The sequence below is a fragment of the Mucilaginibacter yixingensis genome (assembly GCF_041080815.1).
GTDB lineage: Bacteria > Bacteroidota > Bacteroidia > Sphingobacteriales > Sphingobacteriaceae > Mucilaginibacter > Mucilaginibacter yixingensis.
In genome coordinates this window covers 362,973-380,745 of sequence record NZ_CP160205.1, presented here as the reverse complement: position 1 = coordinate 380,745, position 17,773 = coordinate 362,973, and the positions used below count along the sequence as shown (strand labels likewise).

18 protein-coding genes are annotated in these 17,773 nt (G+C 45.9%); 12 read left to right on the top strand and 6 right to left on the bottom strand.

The annotated features are described in order from the left end of the window. Positions 1-44: 44 nt before the first annotated feature. Positions 45-1,766 carry a lysine--tRNA ligase gene (gene lysS / locus ABZR88_RS01670; RefSeq protein ID WP_107829125.1) on the bottom strand — a complete coding sequence of 574 codons (1,722 nt, stop codon included), beginning with the start codon at positions 1,764-1,766 and terminating at the stop codon, positions 45-47. A 227-nt stretch (positions 1,767-1,993) separates the two neighbouring features. Between lysS and ABZR88_RS01665 the strand changes: the two genes are divergently transcribed. The 8 genes from ABZR88_RS01665 to ABZR88_RS01630 all read left to right on the top strand — a co-directional run bounded on the left by ABZR88_RS01665 (position 1,994) and on the right by ABZR88_RS01630 (position 6,510). After that, a complete protein-coding gene (locus ABZR88_RS01665; protein WP_245917061.1) occupies positions 1,994-2,869 on the top strand; it encodes a YicC/YloC family endoribonuclease in 876 nt (291 codons plus the stop codon). Between the two features lie 62 nt (positions 2,870-2,931). Further along, positions 2,932-3,519, top strand: a complete 588-nt coding sequence (gene gmk, locus ABZR88_RS01660; protein WP_107829127.1) for a guanylate kinase — start codon at positions 2,932-2,934, stop codon at positions 3,517-3,519. A gap of 94 nt (positions 3,520-3,613) precedes the next feature. Beyond that, the gene (gene nadD, locus ABZR88_RS01655; RefSeq protein ID WP_107829128.1) at positions 3,614-4,192 is read left to right on the top strand and encodes a nicotinate (nicotinamide) nucleotide adenylyltransferase; all 579 of its coding nucleotides are present in this window, start codon (positions 3,614-3,616) and stop codon (positions 4,190-4,192) included. A 23-nt stretch (positions 4,193-4,215) separates the two neighbouring features. Further along, positions 4,216-4,452, top strand: a complete 237-nt coding sequence (locus ABZR88_RS01650) for a hypothetical protein (RefSeq protein WP_107829129.1) — start codon at positions 4,216-4,218, stop codon at positions 4,450-4,452. After that, the gene (locus ABZR88_RS01645; protein WP_107829130.1) at positions 4,431-4,757 is read left to right on the top strand and encodes a type II toxin-antitoxin system RelE/ParE family toxin; all 327 of its coding nucleotides are present in this window, start codon (positions 4,431-4,433) and stop codon (positions 4,755-4,757) included. Before ABZR88_RS01650 ends, ABZR88_RS01645 begins: the two co-directional genes overlap by 22 nt. A gap of 25 nt (positions 4,758-4,782) precedes the next feature. Continuing rightward, entirely contained in the window at positions 4,783-5,382 is a 600-nt protein-coding gene (locus ABZR88_RS01640; RefSeq protein WP_245917063.1) for a tRNA-(ms[2]io[6]A)-hydroxylase, read from the top strand. A 30-nt stretch (positions 5,383-5,412) separates the two neighbouring features. Further along, positions 5,413-5,826 (top strand): EamA family transporter, encoded by a 414-nt coding sequence (locus tag ABZR88_RS01635; protein WP_107829131.1) that lies wholly within the window; start codon positions 5,413-5,415, stop codon positions 5,824-5,826. A gap of 3 nt (positions 5,827-5,829) precedes the next feature. Then, positions 5,830-6,510 carry a phosphatase PAP2 family protein gene (locus ABZR88_RS01630; protein ID WP_107829132.1) on the top strand — a complete coding sequence of 227 codons (681 nt, stop codon included), beginning with the start codon at positions 5,830-5,832 and terminating at the stop codon, positions 6,508-6,510. Here ABZR88_RS01630 and ABZR88_RS01625 read toward each other — a convergent pair. Beyond that, a complete protein-coding gene (locus ABZR88_RS01625) occupies positions 6,507-7,058 on the bottom strand; it encodes a hypothetical protein (RefSeq protein ID WP_170113625.1) in 552 nt (183 codons plus the stop codon). The genes ABZR88_RS01630 and ABZR88_RS01625 overlap by 4 nt on opposite strands. Before the next feature lie 136 nt (positions 7,059-7,194). Between ABZR88_RS01625 and purD the strand changes: the two genes are divergently transcribed. Continuing rightward, complete coding sequence (gene purD / locus ABZR88_RS01620) at positions 7,195-8,469, top strand: phosphoribosylamine--glycine ligase (RefSeq protein ID WP_107829133.1); 1,275 nt, start codon at positions 7,195-7,197, stop codon at positions 8,467-8,469. A gap of 98 nt (positions 8,470-8,567) precedes the next feature. Continuing rightward, the gene (locus ABZR88_RS01615; protein ID WP_107829134.1) at positions 8,568-9,335 is read left to right on the top strand and encodes a hypothetical protein; all 768 of its coding nucleotides are present in this window, start codon (positions 8,568-8,570) and stop codon (positions 9,333-9,335) included. A 295-nt stretch (positions 9,336-9,630) separates the two neighbouring features. On the opposite strand, the gene rnc is transcribed toward ABZR88_RS01615, so the two are convergent. From rnc to ABZR88_RS01600, 3 genes are read right to left on the bottom strand one after another with little or no spacing between them, the layout of a single operon-like run. Continuing rightward, the gene (gene rnc, locus ABZR88_RS01610; protein ID WP_211309829.1) at positions 9,631-10,356 is read right to left on the bottom strand and encodes a ribonuclease III; all 726 of its coding nucleotides are present in this window, start codon (positions 10,354-10,356) and stop codon (positions 9,631-9,633) included. 11 nt (positions 10,357-10,367) lie between these two features. Further along, a complete protein-coding gene (gene fabF, locus ABZR88_RS01605; RefSeq protein ID WP_107829135.1) occupies positions 10,368-11,621 on the bottom strand; it encodes a beta-ketoacyl-ACP synthase II in 1,254 nt (417 codons plus the stop codon). A gap of 22 nt (positions 11,622-11,643) precedes the next feature. Then, positions 11,644-11,880, bottom strand: coding sequence for an acyl carrier protein (locus ABZR88_RS01600; RefSeq protein ID WP_008508386.1), 237 nt, complete (start codon positions 11,878-11,880; stop codon positions 11,644-11,646). Positions 11,881-12,034: 154 nt separating this feature from the next. On the opposite strand from ABZR88_RS01600, the gene ABZR88_RS01595 reads away from it, so the two are divergent. Further along, the gene (locus ABZR88_RS01595; protein WP_245917064.1) at positions 12,035-12,463 is read left to right on the top strand and encodes an IPExxxVDY family protein; all 429 of its coding nucleotides are present in this window, start codon (positions 12,035-12,037) and stop codon (positions 12,461-12,463) included. A 72-nt stretch (positions 12,464-12,535) separates the two neighbouring features. Beyond that, complete coding sequence (gene pyk / locus ABZR88_RS01590; RefSeq protein ID WP_107829136.1) at positions 12,536-13,972, top strand: pyruvate kinase; 1,437 nt, start codon at positions 12,536-12,538, stop codon at positions 13,970-13,972. A gap of 385 nt (positions 13,973-14,357) precedes the next feature. Here the strand turns inward: pyk and ABZR88_RS01585 are convergent, their stop codons facing one another. Further along, positions 14,358-17,726: a glycosyltransferase gene (locus ABZR88_RS01585; RefSeq protein WP_107829137.1), complete on the bottom strand. Its 3,369-nt coding sequence runs from the start codon at positions 17,724-17,726 to the stop codon at positions 14,358-14,360. Positions 17,727-17,773: the final 47 nt, after the last annotated feature.

The following is a 17,773-nucleotide window of genomic DNA, read 5'->3' as shown; positions in this document are numbered from 1 at the left end:
CATCCTGTAAATCCTAAAAATCCGTTAAATCCAGGTTCAGACTCTTATTCAAACCAAGCCATCACCTCATCCTTTGTAGGCATGGCAATGTCTAGTTTCAATTTTTTGCGCATACCGCCCAGGTCATTAAATACCCTGTTGGGATTACCTGCTTTTAGTTCTTCAACGGTGTTGAAGCCCATTTTATTGAGTACAGGTACCCACTCGGCAGGTACGCCTACGTTTACAAAATCATCAACGGTAGCTACTTTGGCTTTCTTTTCAGGGCGCATCTGCGGGAAGAACAATACTTCCTGGATGGTGCTCTGGTTGGTCATCAGCATAACCAAACGGTCAATACCAATACCCAGACCTGAGGTTGGCGGCATACCATATTCCAAAGCACGCAGGAAATCGTCATCCATGGCCATAGCTTCTTCGTCACCACGACCGGCCAGTAAGAGTTGATCCTCAAAACGCTCACGCTGATCAATCGGGTCGTTCAGCTCTGAGTAGGCATTAGCTATCTCTTTACCGTTTACAAACAGTTCGAAACGCTCAACCAAGCCTTCCTTAGTACGGTGCTTTTTAGCCAGCGGCGTCATCTCAATCGGGTAATCGGTGATGTAAGTCGGCTGGATCAGGTGGGCCTCTACCTTGGCACTAAAGATCTCGTCAATCAATTTGCCTTTGCCCATGGTTTGGTCAACCTCAATAGCCAGGTCGCGACAGGTTTGGCGCAGCTGATGCTCATCCATCGCCGATACATCAATACCGGTGTACTTCAAAATTGAATCGTACATGCTCAGGCGCTCGTACGGTCCGGCAAAGTTAATTTCGTTGTTGCCTACCTGTACTACCGGCACACCGTGTACGGCGCGGGTTACGTGCTCCAGGCATTGCTCCATCATGTCCATCATCCAGATGTAGTCTTTATAAGCTACATAGATCTCCATGGCAGTAAACTCCGGGTTGTGGGTGCGGTCCATGCCCTCGTTACGGAACATTTTACCAAACTCAAACACGCCGTCAAAACCGGCAACGATCAGCCTTTTCAGGTACAATTCGTTAGCAATACGTAGATACAAAGGCATATCCAGCGTGTTGTGGTGCGTATTGAACGGACGCGCAGCAGCACCACCATGCACCGCTTGCAGAATTGGGGTTTCTACCTCCATCCAGCCTTTATCCGTAAAGAAGCTACGCATAGAGCTAATCACCTTTGAGCGATTGATGAAGATCTGTTTGTACTCCGGGTTAACAGTCAGATCCACATAACGCTGGCGGTAACGCAGCTCTGGATCGGTAAAACCATCGTGAATATTACCATCGTCATCGCGCTTAACCACCGGCAGCGGTTTCAGCGATTTGCTAAGGACGGTCAGCTCCTGTACGTGTACAGAAAGCTCGCCGGTTTGGGTCAAAAAGGCATAACCACGCACACCGATGTAATCGCCCAGGTCCAGCAGTTTTTTGAATACGGTATTGTATAAAGTTTTGTCCTCGCCTGGACATAGGTCGTCACGTTTCAGGTAAACCTGGATACGACCGGTACTGTCCTGCAACTCGGCAAATGATGCGCTACCCATTACGCGGCGGCTCATGATACGGCCGGCCAGTACTACCTCTTTATAGGCATCAGGGTTAGCGTTAAAATTATCTTTGATATCCTTTGCAAAGGCATTTACCGGGAATGCTTCAGCGGGATAGGGATCGATACCCAACTCACGCAGTTGTTTTAATGATTCGCGGCGCAGCAACTCCTGCTCAGATAAAGCAATACTCATAGTACTTAAATTTTGGACTGCAAAGGTAAAAATTCTGAACCATGATTTAACGGATTTTTAGGATTAACAGGATGATTACCTGAATCATTGTTTATAAGTTCTGAAGAGTTAACAGAAATATTTTACTGCTTGATAGCAATCTGATATGTAAGAAGCATCCTGTAAATCTTAAAAATCCGTTTAATTCTGGTTCCAATCCTACTTCAGATATTTTCCTATCTTTGCGCATGATAAAATCAATGACAGGGTATGGCGTAGCCAGTTGTGATCTTGGTACCACAAAATATACTGTTGAAATCAAATCGCTGAACAGCAAGTTCCTGGAACTATCGCTGCGGATCCCAAAAAGCTTTTCTGAAAAAGAGTTTCAGCTGCGCACTGAGTGTAACAAGCAGATTGAACGCGGCAAGGTAAACCTGAGCATCAGCGCTGAGAAAAACGACGTTGCTGTTAAAGCCGCCGGCATTAACACTCCGCTGTTGAAACATTATCTGGAGCAACTTAAAGCTGTTAGCGCCGACGTTAACGAACCAACCAGCAACCTGCTGCAATTGGCGTTGAGTTTGCCTGACGTGGTAAAGTTTGATGAAGAGAGCGTTTCTGAAGATGAATGGAAAGCCGTTGAACGCACCTTTCAGCAAGCGCTGAAAAACTTCCAGCAATTCCGTCAGGACGAGGGTAACATCCTGGAAGCTGACGCCCGCATGCGTATCGGCCTCATTCAGCAAAACCTGAATGGTGTTGAAGAAGCTGAGCCAAAACGCGTTCCCTTGATCCGCGAGCGTTTGAACCAGTTTTTAACTGAAGCCGTTGGCCGCGAACAGGTAGATCAGAACCGCTTTGAGCAGGAGCTAATCTATTATATTGATAAGCTTGACATTACCGAAGAAAAAACACGCCTGCGTGCACATTGCAACTATTTCCTGGAAACGCTGAAAAGCCCCGATGCCAATGGCAAGAAACTGGGCTTTATCTCGCAGGAGATTGGTCGCGAGATCAACACCATCGGTTCAAAAGCCAATGATGCCGACATCCAGAAACTGGTAGTAGGCATGAAGGAAGAACTGGAAAAAATTAAAGAGCAATTATTAAACGTGCTGTAAGCAGCACATCGTTCATGGTTTATAGTTCATAGCTATTTACCATGAACCATGAATCATCCACTATGAACCCAGAGGGCAAACTCATCATATTTTCGGCACCAAGCGGCGCGGGTAAAACCACCATCGTACAGCATTTGCTGAGCAAATATTCAGACAAGCTGGAATTTTCTATCTCGGCCACCACGCGCGAGCCAAGGGGCACGGAGACCAACCATAAAGACTATTATTTCATCAGCAAAGAGGAGTTTTTGCACCGTATTGCCAAAAAGCACTTTGTAGAGTTTGAAGAGGTGTATACCGGCACTTTCTACGGCACCCTGCGCGAAGAGATTGAGCGCATCTGGGCCAAAGGTAAAGCCGTGATATTTGATATTGACGTGGAAGGCGGACTGCACCTGAAACGCAAGTATGAAGACCAGGCGCTGGCCATCTTTGTGCAGCCACCATCTTTAGAGGTTTTAAAGCAGCGTTTATCTGGCCGTGGTACCGATAGCCCAGAAAAACTACAGGAACGCTTCGCAAAAGCCGAAAAAGAGTTGAATTACGCGCCAAAATTTGATGTTATTCTAAAAAATTACGATCTTCAGACGGCCTGCAACGAAGCTGAAGTATTAGTAAACGATTTTTTATCAGAAAAAATCAACTTATAGCCGATTAAAAACTATTAAATCCCCAATTTGATAGTTTTTAGCATCCAAGCAGCGGTCATTTACTGGAATAACTAAAACAAAAATTGGTTTACTCATGAAAATCGGGCTTTTCTTCGGTTCCTTTAACCCAATCCACATCGGGCATTTGATTATTGCCAATTACATGGCTAACCATACCGAACTGGAAAAGGTATGGCTGATTGTATCGCCCCAGAACCCACTGAAGAAATATAGCGACCTGGTAAATACTTATGATCGCCTGGAGATGGCCAAACTGGCTACCGATAACTCCGCCAATATTATGGTAAGCGATGTGGAACTAAAGTTACCGCAACCATCATACACCATAGATACCCTTACGCATCTCACCGAAAAATACCCCGAGCACGAGTTTGCCATCATCATGGGGTCAGACAACCTTGCCACCCTGCACAAATGGAAAAACTATAAACTCCTGCTGCGCGATTACCGCATTTTTGTATACCCCCGCCCCGGCTATGAAAACGCCGAACTGGCCCCGCACCCATCCGTAACCATCACCATGACACCGCTGATGGAGCTTTCGGCCACCTTTATCCGCCAATCGCTGGCACAGAAAAAGAACGTACAATATTTTGTTCCCGATGCCGTACTGAAGTTTATAGACGACAAGAGTTTGTATAAAAATCAGTAACTTTAACTTCAGGAGGAATTGTTATGCTTACCAGGGAAAAAATGCACGATTTGATTGAACACATGCCAGTTGAATTTTCATTAAACCAGCTTGTCGAAGAGGTGATTGTTAGAAGAATGGAAAAACCAGAACATTTAGATAATAAATTCCTAACCAACGAGCTGAAGAATAAATTAGACAAAGCTATAAAAGAATCCAATGCTGGTTTAGGTACTGATTGGAATGACTTTAAAAAAGAATGGCTAAACGAAGATCTTTAAAGATCATTATTCTTCCGACAGCTCAGCAAGATTTAAGAGAGATTGTGAGCTTTATTGCAAAAGACTCTCCAGCCTACGCCAAAAGAGAAAAACTGTTAATTATAGAAATAATCGACAAACTTGGATATTTTCCAGAGCTCGGTACGATCTTTAATTACAAGAATGTTAACGCAAGAAAATTCCCGTTCAGAAGCTATCTCATAATTTACCGACTTATCGACGATTCTTTAATGGAGATTTTATCTATCCACCACCATGCCCGCTCCTTCTCCAACAATCCCGCACTCGATACAGACGACGAATAATCGTTAATTCCCTATCTTTGCTCCCGTGAGCGAGAAAACCATATTAAAACTGCAACTACCTACCGACCCGCTTTGGGTAAAGAACGTGGTAGAAAGCAACATTGAAGAGATACTGACCGACCATGCCTTCTGCGAGCAGAAAGCAGCCAGCAATGCTATCACATTGATTGTGCAGAACCCTGAACTATCAGACATGGTGCAGGAAATGGCAGCCCTGGTACAGGAAGAAATGGATCACTTTAAACGCGTGCACGATATCATCCTGGAACGTGGTTACGTACTGGGCAAAGAACGCAAAGACGATTACGTCGGCGAACTCCTCAAGTTCCTGAAAAAAGGCGGCCATCGCCGTGAGCAATTGATTGACCGTTTGCTATTTGCCGCTATGATTGAGGCCCGCAGCTGCGAGCGCTTCAAGGTACTGTCTGAAAACATTAACGACGAGCAACTTTCTGCTTTTTACTATGAACTGATGGTGAGCGAGGCAACACACTACGCTACCTTCATCCGCCTTGCCAGAAAATACGCTAATGGTATTGATGTAGACAGCCGCTGGAGTGAGTTTCTGGCTTACGAAGCGCAGGTAATTCAAAACTACGGCAAGCGCGAAACTATACACGGTTAAAAATTGTACCATTAATTAAACTGATTACCCATGTGGTGGATATACGCTTTACTCTCTGCACTTTTCGCTGCGCTCACGGCCATTTTTGCCAAAATTGGCATTAAGGATGTAGATAGTAATCTGGCTACAGCCATCCGTACGGTGTTCATTTTGGTAATTGCCTGGGCCATTGCGCTGTTTAAAGGCGGGGCCAACGTAGGCAGCCTCACCCGCACTAACTGGATTTTTCTGGCACTTTCGGGCTGTGCAACGGGCCTGTCGTGGGTATTTTACTTTAAAGCACTGCAGATGGGCGAGGTACAGCAGGTTGCACCTGTAGACAAACTGAGTGTGGCACTGGCTATTGTGCTGGCCGCTATATTTCTGGGCGAGCCGCTCACCTGGAAAAACTCTATCGGCGCGCTGCTCATTATTGCCGGCACCATTGTACTTATCTTAAAATAAAGAATGGATAACGATTTTCAATACATCACCCTACTTGATATCTACCGCAAGGTAAAGTTCTTCCTTATCCCCTACCTGGTGATCTTGATGGCTTGTTTAACCATCAAATGCATTTACACCCGCGAGCAGATCTATTTTGCCGTAAACGGCGTAAACAGCGGCCTGGCTGATGCTATTTTTCCTTACATCACCAATCTGGGCGATGGCTTAGCCGTTGTTTTACTGGGGCTGATTATGGCTTTATTCAGCCTGCGCAAAGCTTTTTTACTGCTTACAGCCTATGGCTTTACGGCGCTGGTGGCACAAGTATTAAAATATATTTTTGATTTGCCCCGCCCCTACCTTTATTTTAAAACCCAGGTGGCGCACATGCACCTGGTTAAAGGCGTTTATATGCTCAGCTACCATAGCTTTCCATCGGGGCATACGGTAACGGCTTTTTCGGCTTGTATCACGTTGGCTTACCTGTTTCGCAATAAGTGGTTGGATGTGCTGATGCTGATAGTGGCTATCCTGATTGGCTACTCACGCATGTACCTGAGCGAACATTTTTTTGAGGATGTTACCGCAGGCTCGGCCGTAGGTGTGTTTGCTACGTTGTTCTGGCTTTATTGGTTTGATAACCTCCGGTTTATGCACAAGGGCAAATTCAGGGGTGGATTGATAAAGAAGGCCGGCAGTTAATTACCCGGATGATCATACTCATCCTCGTCATCAATATCGTCCTCTTCGTCTTCATCGTCAAAAGCATCTTCGTCAAAGTCATCCAGAAAACGTTCGTCATCAAACATGAGCTCTTCCAGCCTTTCCTGTTCAGGGGTGCTGGCATCAAAGCGAATGCCCCAGTTATCGGGAATATCGTACTCTTTATCAAATCCGCGAATCCACTCCACAAATTCTTCGCGAAACTCTTCTACCTTATCACGCATCAGCTGCACATAATCTTCCTCGTTAATCTCTACCATCGATGCAAACGAAATGGCGTTGAACATCTCCTGCACAGCTATCTTAATCAGCACCGCATTTTGCATGCGCAGCGAGTATAATCCACCACCCTCGGCTCCGGCAATTTTGGCCTGTACCAGCATGGCGTTACCCACCATTTGATTGGCCAGCGATTCCTTCATCTCTCCATCCTTCAGCGCATCGGCAATAATTTCAGAAAGATCAAGCAGCTCCTGGGCCTTTTGGTAAATGGGCAGTTTCTCGATTTTTTTCAGGTGGCGCGACATATCTTTCTCTATTGGGGTGAATGTGCAAAATAGAGAAAACGGATAACAAAGCTGTATTTGTCCGTCATGGTCTGAGGAACTGCAATTGCTTTGAGGCAGTTAGCATAATTGCCTGCCAAAAGCTATCTTTGCGGGCATGAATATCCTGCTCCTTGGTTCGGGCGGAAGGGAAAGCGCCTTCGCCTGGAAAATTGCTCAAAGTCCACTATGCAGCAACCTATATATTGCCCCCGGTAATGCCGGCACCCCGCAATACGGAACCAACGTTAACATTAGCGCAACCGATTTTGAAGGCATTAAAACCTTTACCCTGGCCAATGCTATTGACATGGTACTAGTAGGCCCTGAAGAACCATTGGTAAAAGGCGTGCACGATTTCTTTTTGAATGACGATGCGCTGAAAAACATCCCGGTTATTGGCCCGCAAGCCGAGGCTGCGCAGTTAGAAGGCAGCAAGGATTTCTCTAAGCAGTTTATGGAGCGTAATAACGTGCCTACCGCTGCATCAAAAACATTTACACAAGATACCCTGCAGGAAGGTTTAACCTACCTGGAAACCGCAGGTCTGCCGATAGTATTGAAAGCCGACGGATTGGCAGCAGGCAAAGGTGTGCTCATTTGCACCACGCTTGAAGAAGCCAAGCAAGAGCTGACCGAAATGCTGAGCCATGCCAAATTTGGCGCGGCCAGCAGCAAGGTAGTGATTGAGCAATTCCTGAAAGGCATCGAGCTATCGGTATTCGTTTTAACCGACGGCAACAGCTACAAGATTCTGCCAGAGGCAAAAGACTACAAACGTATTGGCGAGGGCGATACCGGCCTTAACACCGGCGGTATGGGCTCCGTTTCACCGGTTCCGTTTGCTGATAAGGCGTTTATGGATAAGGTGGAGCAACGCGTGATCATCCCTACCGTTGAAGGTCTGAAGAAAGAGGGCATCCCTTACAAAGGTTTCATCTTTATTGGTTTGATGAATGACGGCGGCGAACCTTACGTAATTGAGTACAACTGCCGCATGGGCGACCCGGAGACCGAAAGCGTAATGCTACGCATTGAAAGCGACTTTGTTGAGCTACTGCTAGGCGTTGCCCAGGAAACCCTGCACGAGAAAGACTTTAAAGTGAGCCCTAAAACTGCAGCCACCGTTGTTTGCGTGGCCGGCGGCTACCCGGGCGATTATATGAAAGGCCAGGTAATTACCGGACTGGAAAACCTGCGCGACTCGCACGTGTTCCAGGCGGGCACCACCCTGCAAGGTGATGACGTGGTAACTAACGGCGGCCGCGTATTGATGGTAAGCAGCCTGCAAGACACCATGTTTGAAGCCTTACAACAGGCCACAGCTGACGCCAGCCGTATTTATTATGATGGTATGGTATTCCGTAAAGACATTGGCTTTGACCTGCTGTAAGCAGCTCATTTTGTGGCCGGGTTTAACACTTATTAACTTCCCGGCCGCAATAAAACTCACCTAAACCTGTTATATTCACAGAACTCGGAACTTGTTGAATGTATTTGTTAAATAAACGCCTGCTGTTTACTTTTTTGCTGTTGAGCGCTGCTGTGTTGCACTTGCATGCACAGGAAGTCTACAGCATTCGCGGTATTGTTTTTACCAAAAACAGCAATAACCGCATTGCTGGCGCACAGATATTAAATAAGCATACCGGCGTTATTTCCGAGAGTGATGACAACGGCTTATTTAACGTTAAAGCCAGCAGAGGCGATACCGTAGCCATTAGCAAAGACAAGTTTACTACCGCCATACAAATAGTGGCCAGCTCGGCCAATATGGTCATCTTTTTGCAGGAAGTAACCATGCTTGGCACCGTGACCGTAAAGGCGCAGTCCAAGCAGCAGGAAATGTCAGAATATATGGACGACTACCGCAAGAAAGGCGTCTTTAATGGCGGTAAAACAACAGCCCTCTCTGCCGCCGCTCACCCCCTTAATGGCTTGTATGATCTGTTTGGCTCAGGCCCTAAAAATGCCCGTCGGTTTGCCGCTATGAGCAAACGCGAGGTTGATGCCGCTGCCGATCATCGCAAATACAATAAAGAAGTAGTAAAACGCATTACCGGTCTGGACGATGCTACCGCCGAACGCTTTGTAAGCGTATATGTGCCAAACCATGATGACCTGCAGAAATGGAGCGATTATGATGTAATTGCTTATGTGAAGCGGAGTTATGATAACTACAAGCAATTTGGCTTCCCGCCTGAGTTACAGCCCTTGGTTACGCCAGGGAGAGATACGTTGCAGCAAGGCAAGCCTTAATATCAATTCTGAATTTCTTTCATTAACGTCATGCCGAACTGGTTTCGGCATCCCATAGGAACAAACTAACGGGCCTTTCGGTTTACTTTGCGTGTTAGGTCCCGAAACAGGTTTGGGATAACCTTGATAGCCCTCTGTCATTGCGAGGAACGAAGCAATCTCGTCGCAGGACAAATCATCAGGACACGCCAATTTGCCTTGCATCCGAGGAGATTGCTTCGTTCCTCGCAATGACAAAATGGGCAAATACAAACTAAGAAAACTTAATCTCTGATTAACTAATCTCCACAGCGCCTTAAATCGCTAACGCTTCACACGCTTTCTCAGCAGCCAGCTTCTCCGCATTCTTCTTGCTGAACTCTTTGCCCATGCCCATTACTTCGCCGTCTACAATGGCCTGTATGGTGAATAGCTTAGTGCTTTCGCCTTCCTGGTTCTCAATCAGATCAAAACTGATGTCTTTGCTATGGCGCTGACACCATTCAATCAGCTTGCTTTTGAAGTTGGTTTCGGTTTGCTCCAGCGTGTGGATGTCAATGTGCGATTTAATGATATTATTGATCAGAAAATCTTTGGTGAACTCGTAGCCTTTGTCAAGGTAAACGGCGCCTACCAGCGCCTCAAAAGCATCGCCCAGAAGCGAGCCCTGGCGGGTAGAGTTTACCATGCGGGTATCATACTCAATCAACTGCTCAAAGCCCAGCTTGCGGGCCAGCTGATTGAGGTTAACGCGACTAACGATTTTGGAACGAAGCTCGGTCAGAAAACCTTCGTCTCCGTAGGGATATAATTTAAAAAGCACCTCGGCTATAACACAGCCCAGCACGGCATCGCCCAGAAACTCCAGGCGCTCGTTACTGTTCTTTACGCCTTTTTTTACGGCCTGTGCTACCGACTTATGGCGAAAAGCCATACGGTATAAAGACAAATTGCCCGGCACAAAACCGAGCAAATTGTGTAGTTTTTTAATATATTTCCTGTTGGGGGATAGATAAAGCTTATAAAATCCAGCTATAGGCATTCAATCGTGCTTTAATCTTCATACTTCTTGAAAATCACAGATGCATTATGCCCGCCAAAGCCAAAGCCATTGCTTTGAGCCGCCCTTACCACACGTTCTTGTGCTTTGTTGAAGGTGAAGTTAATGCGTGGATCAAAAGCCGGATCATCAGTAAAGTGGTTGATGGTTGGCGGAACAATATTGTGCTTAACAGCCATAATTGCCGCAATAGCCTCAACAGCACCTGCTGCACCCAAAAGGTGACCGGTCATTGATTTGGTTGAGCTGATGTTGATGCGGAACAGATCATCACCATAGGCTTCAGAGATAGCTTTTACCTCTTGTGGGTCGCCTATTGGGGTTGATGTACCATGCACGTTCACATAGTCAATATCGGCAGGGGTCATGTTTGCGTCTTCCAGCGCAGCCTTCATTACCAGCGCAGCGCCCAAACCCTCTGGGTGAGGAGCCGTCATGTGGTAGGCATCGGCACTCATGCCACCGCCCATCATTTCGGCATAAATTTTGGCTCCGCGTGCTTTAGCATGCTCCAGTTCTTCCAGGATGATGGTACCAGCGCCCTCGCCAGCTACGAAGCCGTCGCGGTCAAGGTCAAACGGACGTGAGGCCGTTGCCGGGTCATCATTACGGGTTGAAAGGGCGTGCATGGCATTGAAACCACCTATACCCGCTTCATTAATAATAGCTTCAGAACCACCGCTGATAAACATATTGGCTTTACCCAGGCGGATGTAATTGAAGGCATCAATTAATGAATTGTTTGAAGAGGCACAGGCAGAAACCGTGGTAAAATTCGGTCCGCGCAATCCGTATTTGATAGAGATATGGCCAGGAGCTATATCAGCAATCATTTTAGGAATGAAGAAAGGATTGAAACGGGGAGTCCCGTCGCCTTTGGCAAAATTAACAACTTCGTCTAAAAAAGTTTTTAAGCCACCAATGCCCGAGCCCCAGATCACGCCAATGCGGCTGGTGTCCAGCGTTTCAAAGTTAAGGCCTGCATCGTTTACGGCTTCTTCTGTAGAATACAGCGCGTATTGAACAAACGGATCAAGTTTACGGGCATCTTTTTTACCCAAAAAACCATCAGCATCGAAGTTTTTTACTTCGCAGGCAAACTGTGTTTTGAACTTTGAGGTATCAAAACTCTTAATCAAGGCTGCGCCGCTTACTCCATTAATAAGTCCGTTCCAGTATTCTGATACGGAATTACCAATTGGAGTAAGTGCTCCAAGCCCGGTTACAACAACTCTTTTAAACTCCATCTAATCGTGTAAGGGAGTATAATTATTTAACGTTTTTCTCAAGGTAAGCGATAGCCTGACCAACTGTACCGATGGTCTCTGCCTGATCGTCAGGAATAGCCACGTTAAATTCTTTTTCAAACTCCATGATTAATTCCACGGTGTCTAAAGAATCTGCGCCAAGGTCATTGGTGAAACTTGCTTCTGGTGTTACTTCACTTTCGTCAACACCTAATTTTTCTACGATGATAGCTTTTACTCTTGAAGCGATATCAGACATGGTTTTTCTGTTTTAAATGATTAATAAAATTCTGTGCAAAGAAAAATAAATTAAATCAAATATCAAATCTAAAATCTTTGCATTAATCTTTAACAAAGTTTTAACAAAATTTCTGCTCGGATGTTTCTGTTGTTAAATTTGCATTTTTAACCGTATGGTTTTGAATAAAAAGCTTTTAAAGTTAGAGATTGACCTTGATTTTGTGCTGATTGCCATCACCGCACCATTGAGGGATTATCGTGTAGCTTACCTGATTAACAAGCATCTGCGCTTTAATTTTGTGCGGATAAATGACCACGAAGTGCAGATTTACCCTACCAGTGCAGAACCAGTGCCATTTGCTATGTTTAATGACTTTTGGGAGGCCAGCGAGACCGATTTTTACCTCATTGCCAACCGCGGAACAGACGGTATGCTGATACCTGAAATGCGCGAAGCCGACTATTTTTTAATGATTAAGAACTATATAGACGACTATGATCTGGCCGAAATCATTAACGGATTGAACCGGATACCCGAGATTGTGGCTGCTATAAAAATTGATCCGAAGCGCATCAAATCCAAAGAAAACCTTTTATTTTAGAACAAGTTTTTCAATGTGTTAAAAATACACTAATTTGCGCCTGCTTTTTAAGCCAGTTTAACCTGATTAAATATGAAATTATCTTATAACAGAACAAAAATAGTTGCCACCATGGGTCCGGCATCTGCCAAAAAAGATGTGCTTTTGGCCATGGTAAAAGCCGGTGTTAACGTTTGCCGCCTGAATTTCTCGCACGGTAAACCAGAAGATCACCAGAAAACTATTGATATTATTCGCGAGATCAACGATAAATATAAAATGAATGTAGGCATCCTGGCCGATTTACAGGGTCCTAAAATTCGTATCGGTTTGGTAAAAGATGGTGGTATCCACCTGGCCAACGGCAAACGCATCAACATGACCACCAACGAGTGTATTGGCGATGACAACCAGATCTACATTACTTATGAAGCCTTCCCACAGGACGTAAAAGCCGGTGAAATTATTTTGCTGGACGACGGCAAGATCCAAATGAAGGTGGTTGAAACCAACAAAAAAGACCTGGTAGTTTGTGAAATTGTTCACGGTGGTATCCTTACCTCACGCAAAGGCGTTAACCTGCCAAACACCAAAGTATCTATCCCTAGCTTAACTGAAGAAGATCTGGAAAACCTGGAATTTGCGCTGCAAAATGATGTAGAGTGGATCGGTCTTTCTTTTGTACGTTCTGCTAATGATATTACCGAGCTTAAACGCATTATTAACCGCAGTGGTAAAGCTGCCCGCGTTATTGCCAAAATAGAGAAACCTGAGGCTATTGATAACATTGACGGTATTGTTGAAGCAACCGACGGTGTGATGGTGGCCCGTGGTGACCTGGGTGTGGAAATGCCGCTGGAAGAAGTGCCATTACTGCAAAAAATGATTGTTAAGAAATGTCGTGCAGCTTCTAAACCGGTTATTGTGGCTACCCAGATGCTGGAGTCAATGATCACCACTCCTCGCCCAACCCGTGCCGAGGTGAATGACGTTGCTAACTCTGTACTTGATGGCGCCGATGCCGTGATGCTAAGCGGCGAGACATCAGTAGGTGAATTCCCGCTGATTGTTATCGAGACCATGGCTAAGATCGTTCGTAATGTGGAAGAGCGCGGCTATCCGTTCAATGCCGAGAAACTGCCTTATGATAAAATTGCACCTGCAAACTACCTGAGCAACGCTATTTGCGAGTCGGCAGTGCATTTGGCTGGTCATACCAATGCTGTAGGTATCGTGTCAATGACTTTCTCTGGTTATACCGCATTTGAAATTTCAAGCTATCGCCCTAAAGCCAGCACTTACATCTTTACTTCAAACCGCAACCTGCTTAACGCACTGAGCTTGGTATGGGGTGTAAAAGCTTTCTATTACGATAAACAAGAGAGCACCGACAAAACGATTGCCGATGTAAACGGTATCCTGAAAGCCGAGAATCTGATTGAGGTTGGCGATGTAGTGATTAACACTGCCGCAGTGCCAATTGCTAAACAAGGCAAAACCAACATGCTTAAAGTAGCTGTTATTGAATAAAAAAAGCCAACCAGCAATACGCTGGTCAGCCCAATAAAGAAACGAAGCGCCCGGCAACCCCGGGCGTTTTCTTTTTTAATATACCCCGGCACGACACGCTTGCACCTGCAACCTATCCAGGTGACCGAAGTAATAATTCCAACATATTCTGATTATCCACATGGCGATTATCGTTTGGTTCAATAATTGGACTGGGGTTGAGAGAAATGGTTTAATTCTTTTTTGACCAGAGAGTAGTTGATCAGCAATTGTTTCATCCACGTCATTGCGAGGAACGAAGCAATCTCTGCGTATGCGGATCGGATTAACACTTCCGACTGTCCTTTACAGAGATTGCTTCGTTCCTCGCAATGACGATTAGGAATAACAATGGGACAAATAATCCCTACTTCTTCCCTGCTTCTTTCAATTTTACATTACCGGTACGTTTCAGTACACCCCAGCCGCTATGCTGACCTTTGAGGGCGCGACGAACCGATTTAAAGAGGATGTAATACATCAGCTGTCGCCACGCAAATTTTTGCGGGATGATGTAGACCAGCTTCTTATAATCCTCCTTCTCCATGCGGAAGGCCAGGACTGACACCAGCAAGTCTACCACAATGAACGCCAGGTAATAGATCAGGATTTTGCCCGGCTTATCACTGAACAGGCCAAATACCATCATAATATCTGCCAGCGGCGAGAACAGCGGCAGGATGATCTGGAACAGCAGGATGTTTGGCATCCCCACCATACCGAAGTATTTATACTTTTTGTTGAACAGCGCGTCCCTGTTTTTCCAGAAACTTTGGATTACGCCAAAACTCCAGCGGAAGCGTTGTTTCATCAGTGCCTCCAGCGTTTCCGGCGCCTCGGTATAAGCAAAGGCGGTATCGCAATTGCGTACAATATAGCCCAGTTTCAGGATGCGCATGGTTAAATCGCAATCCTCTGCCAGGGTATCCATGGTAAAGCCGCCCGCCTTAAAGATGGCCGACTTACGGAAGGCGCCAATAGCACCAGGGACCACGGTAATACTGTTCAGCACATCAAACGCACGGCGGTCCATATTCTGGGCCGTAATGTACTCGATAGATTGCCAGTGGGTGATCAGGTTATTGGCGTTACCCACTTTAACGGTACCCGCCACTGCGCCTATTTCCTCATCGGTAAAATAGGCCATCAGGTGGTAAATGGCATCATTACTCAGTTGGGTATCGGCGTCAATACAAACCACAAAATCGTACTTGGCATGACTGATACCGAAGTTCAGAGCCGATGCTTTACCGCCGTTTGGCTTGGTAAGCACACGTACCGACTCATGATCGCCGTAGGCATTGTTTACAATCTCGAAGGTTTTATCTTTCGATCCGTCATCCACAAAAATAATTTCGTAGACGCTGTATTCTGTTTCTAACAGCGAGTTGATGGTTTTAAGGGCCGTAACCTCCTCATTGTAGCCTGGCACAATAATGCTCACCGGCGGCAGCTCGCTGGCTGGTGGCAGGTTGCGCTCTTCTTTCTTGGTATCTGAATATTGTTTAAGCGCCAGTACCCCCACAAAAATGATACGCGCTATAGCCAGGAATATGGCCGTAACAAAAATGTACTCCAATATCCACGAGCCATAAAAGTAGCCGCCAATAAAAATATCATAAAGCCTGCCGGTAATGCCGCTGTTAGCGTCATCATGTATCGGCGGCATCAGGTCTTCCTTTTTCTTGCCCAATACATCGGCAATGGTGGTAAACGTGTAGCCTTTGCTCTTAAAGAAGTGGATAATCTCTGGCAGGGCCTTTACGGTTTCTTCACGGGTATCGCCACCGGCATCATGCAGCAGGATCATTGACCCTTTGTTATAATCGCGCTTAACGCGGGCAATGATGCTATCGGCAGTTACGCCAGGCTGCCAGTCCCACGGGTCAATAGATTCACCGATGTTGATGTAGCTTTGGCGCTTGCTCTGCGCCACCGGGATAACCTCAGCCAGCGTTTGCGGCTCGGCATCGGCATTGAACGGCGGGCGGAACAAAATGGTACTTCTGCCGGTAACCGACTCAATAAGCTTACGGGTAGCGTTCAACTCCAATTTTACACGCTGGGTATCAATGGTAGAAATATCCGGGTGGAAGTAGGTGTGATTACCAATTTCGTATCCCTCGTCAAACTCACGGCGTAGCAGTGGTATATTCTTTTCTACCATAGAGCCCACCACAAAGAAGGCTGCAGGTACATGCTCACGTTTCAGAATGTCAAGGATGCGTGGCGTATAATCAGGATCCGGACCATCATCAAACGTCAATACTACCTTTTTAGGAGCATATCCATATTTACGGATCACGTACTTGGTTGGCAGCTTGATGTACTTCTGATCGGTGATCATAAAGTTATTATGATCTATTTTAATACTGATCTTGCCGGTATCTGGTGTGGTTACCAGATCGAGCACTTCACCATCACCTGCATAATCAATGTGATTGTTCAGTCCAACCCGGGTAAGCTGAGCGGTATCAATACCTGTTTTACGCAGAATGTCTATAGCCAGGTTTTTCTGGAAGAAACTCCACAACCGCGGGTCTTCTACACCAATACGCCACAGGGCAACGCCACCGGTAGCCCAATCATCAGCCATGCGGATGATGTTAAAATTGGCCACCGCATCAACAAAATAAACGGTGTGCTTAATGCCGTCCTGCGCAATGTAATTGTAATGCAAATTGGCCGATTGCGGATCAAACACAATCTGGCTGTTATTTTCTTTTGCCGTACTTACCGCTTCCTGATAACCCACGGCCCGGCCCTCACTGTTCTCCGGCCAGTCATAACCGCCGCCGGCAATGGTTAAAATAACCTTGTTGCTTGGTATTCTTGAACATACATTATCCAGAATCTCCTCCACCCAGTGCTGGTGGGCAACATCGCCGGGCGTAGTATTCTCGCCATGCTGATCTACTGCAAATACAAACAGATAGTCGTTATAATGCTGCAGCATCTCCAGATTGTAGGCCTCGTCATCGGCAGCAACGTTTTGCGTTACCAGGAATTTTTGGGCGTGCAGGGTTTCATAGAGTTCTTTCTCAAAGGCGATAAAACCAGGGGTGTTACGATCCTTAAGATCCTCCAACTCCAGGTTAACACCCTGCATGTTATATTTAACCAGCTTGGATACAATGCTGTTGATAAACGTAGTGCGCGATTTTTTGCTATTTACAATACGCACAACATCCTTGCTGTCAAACCCACCGGTTTTATTATCAATATTGATGTAGTTACTAAGCGAGATGAGGATAGGCTTATTATAACGCCGGTTAAGGTTAACAAGCCCCGTGTCAATGCGCACCGTAAGCGTGTCTGCGTTGGGGGTAACGGTGAAACCCTCGCTCACAATCATATCCAAACGAGAGATATGATCTTGCAGCGATGTATAGGCCTGCGTTTCCCAAGCACGGTAAAAGCCTACGTTAATACGAGCCTTGTTGTTAGGATGTTTCTGGCGATGCAACTGCAGGTTGCGGCGCATTTCTACCAGCCTTTCGGTATCAATCTTAAATGCTTTGTACTTGCGTGTACTGCGCAGGTATTCCAGATCTTCTTTTGAGAATTTTTTTGGAGCAGCGTTAAGGTTAGGCAGTTCGGGGTACTGGGTAGAACGGATGGTGATGATGGCGCCAATCACACTGCCAATTAGTACAAGTATGATGATACGGCTAAGCCACTTAAAACGGTTCCATCTACCGGGGTTATCAGCTTGAAAAACCTGTTTATGAGCCATTAAGAACTATAATGATTAAGCTTGTTTATTGTTTTAACGAAAGAGAT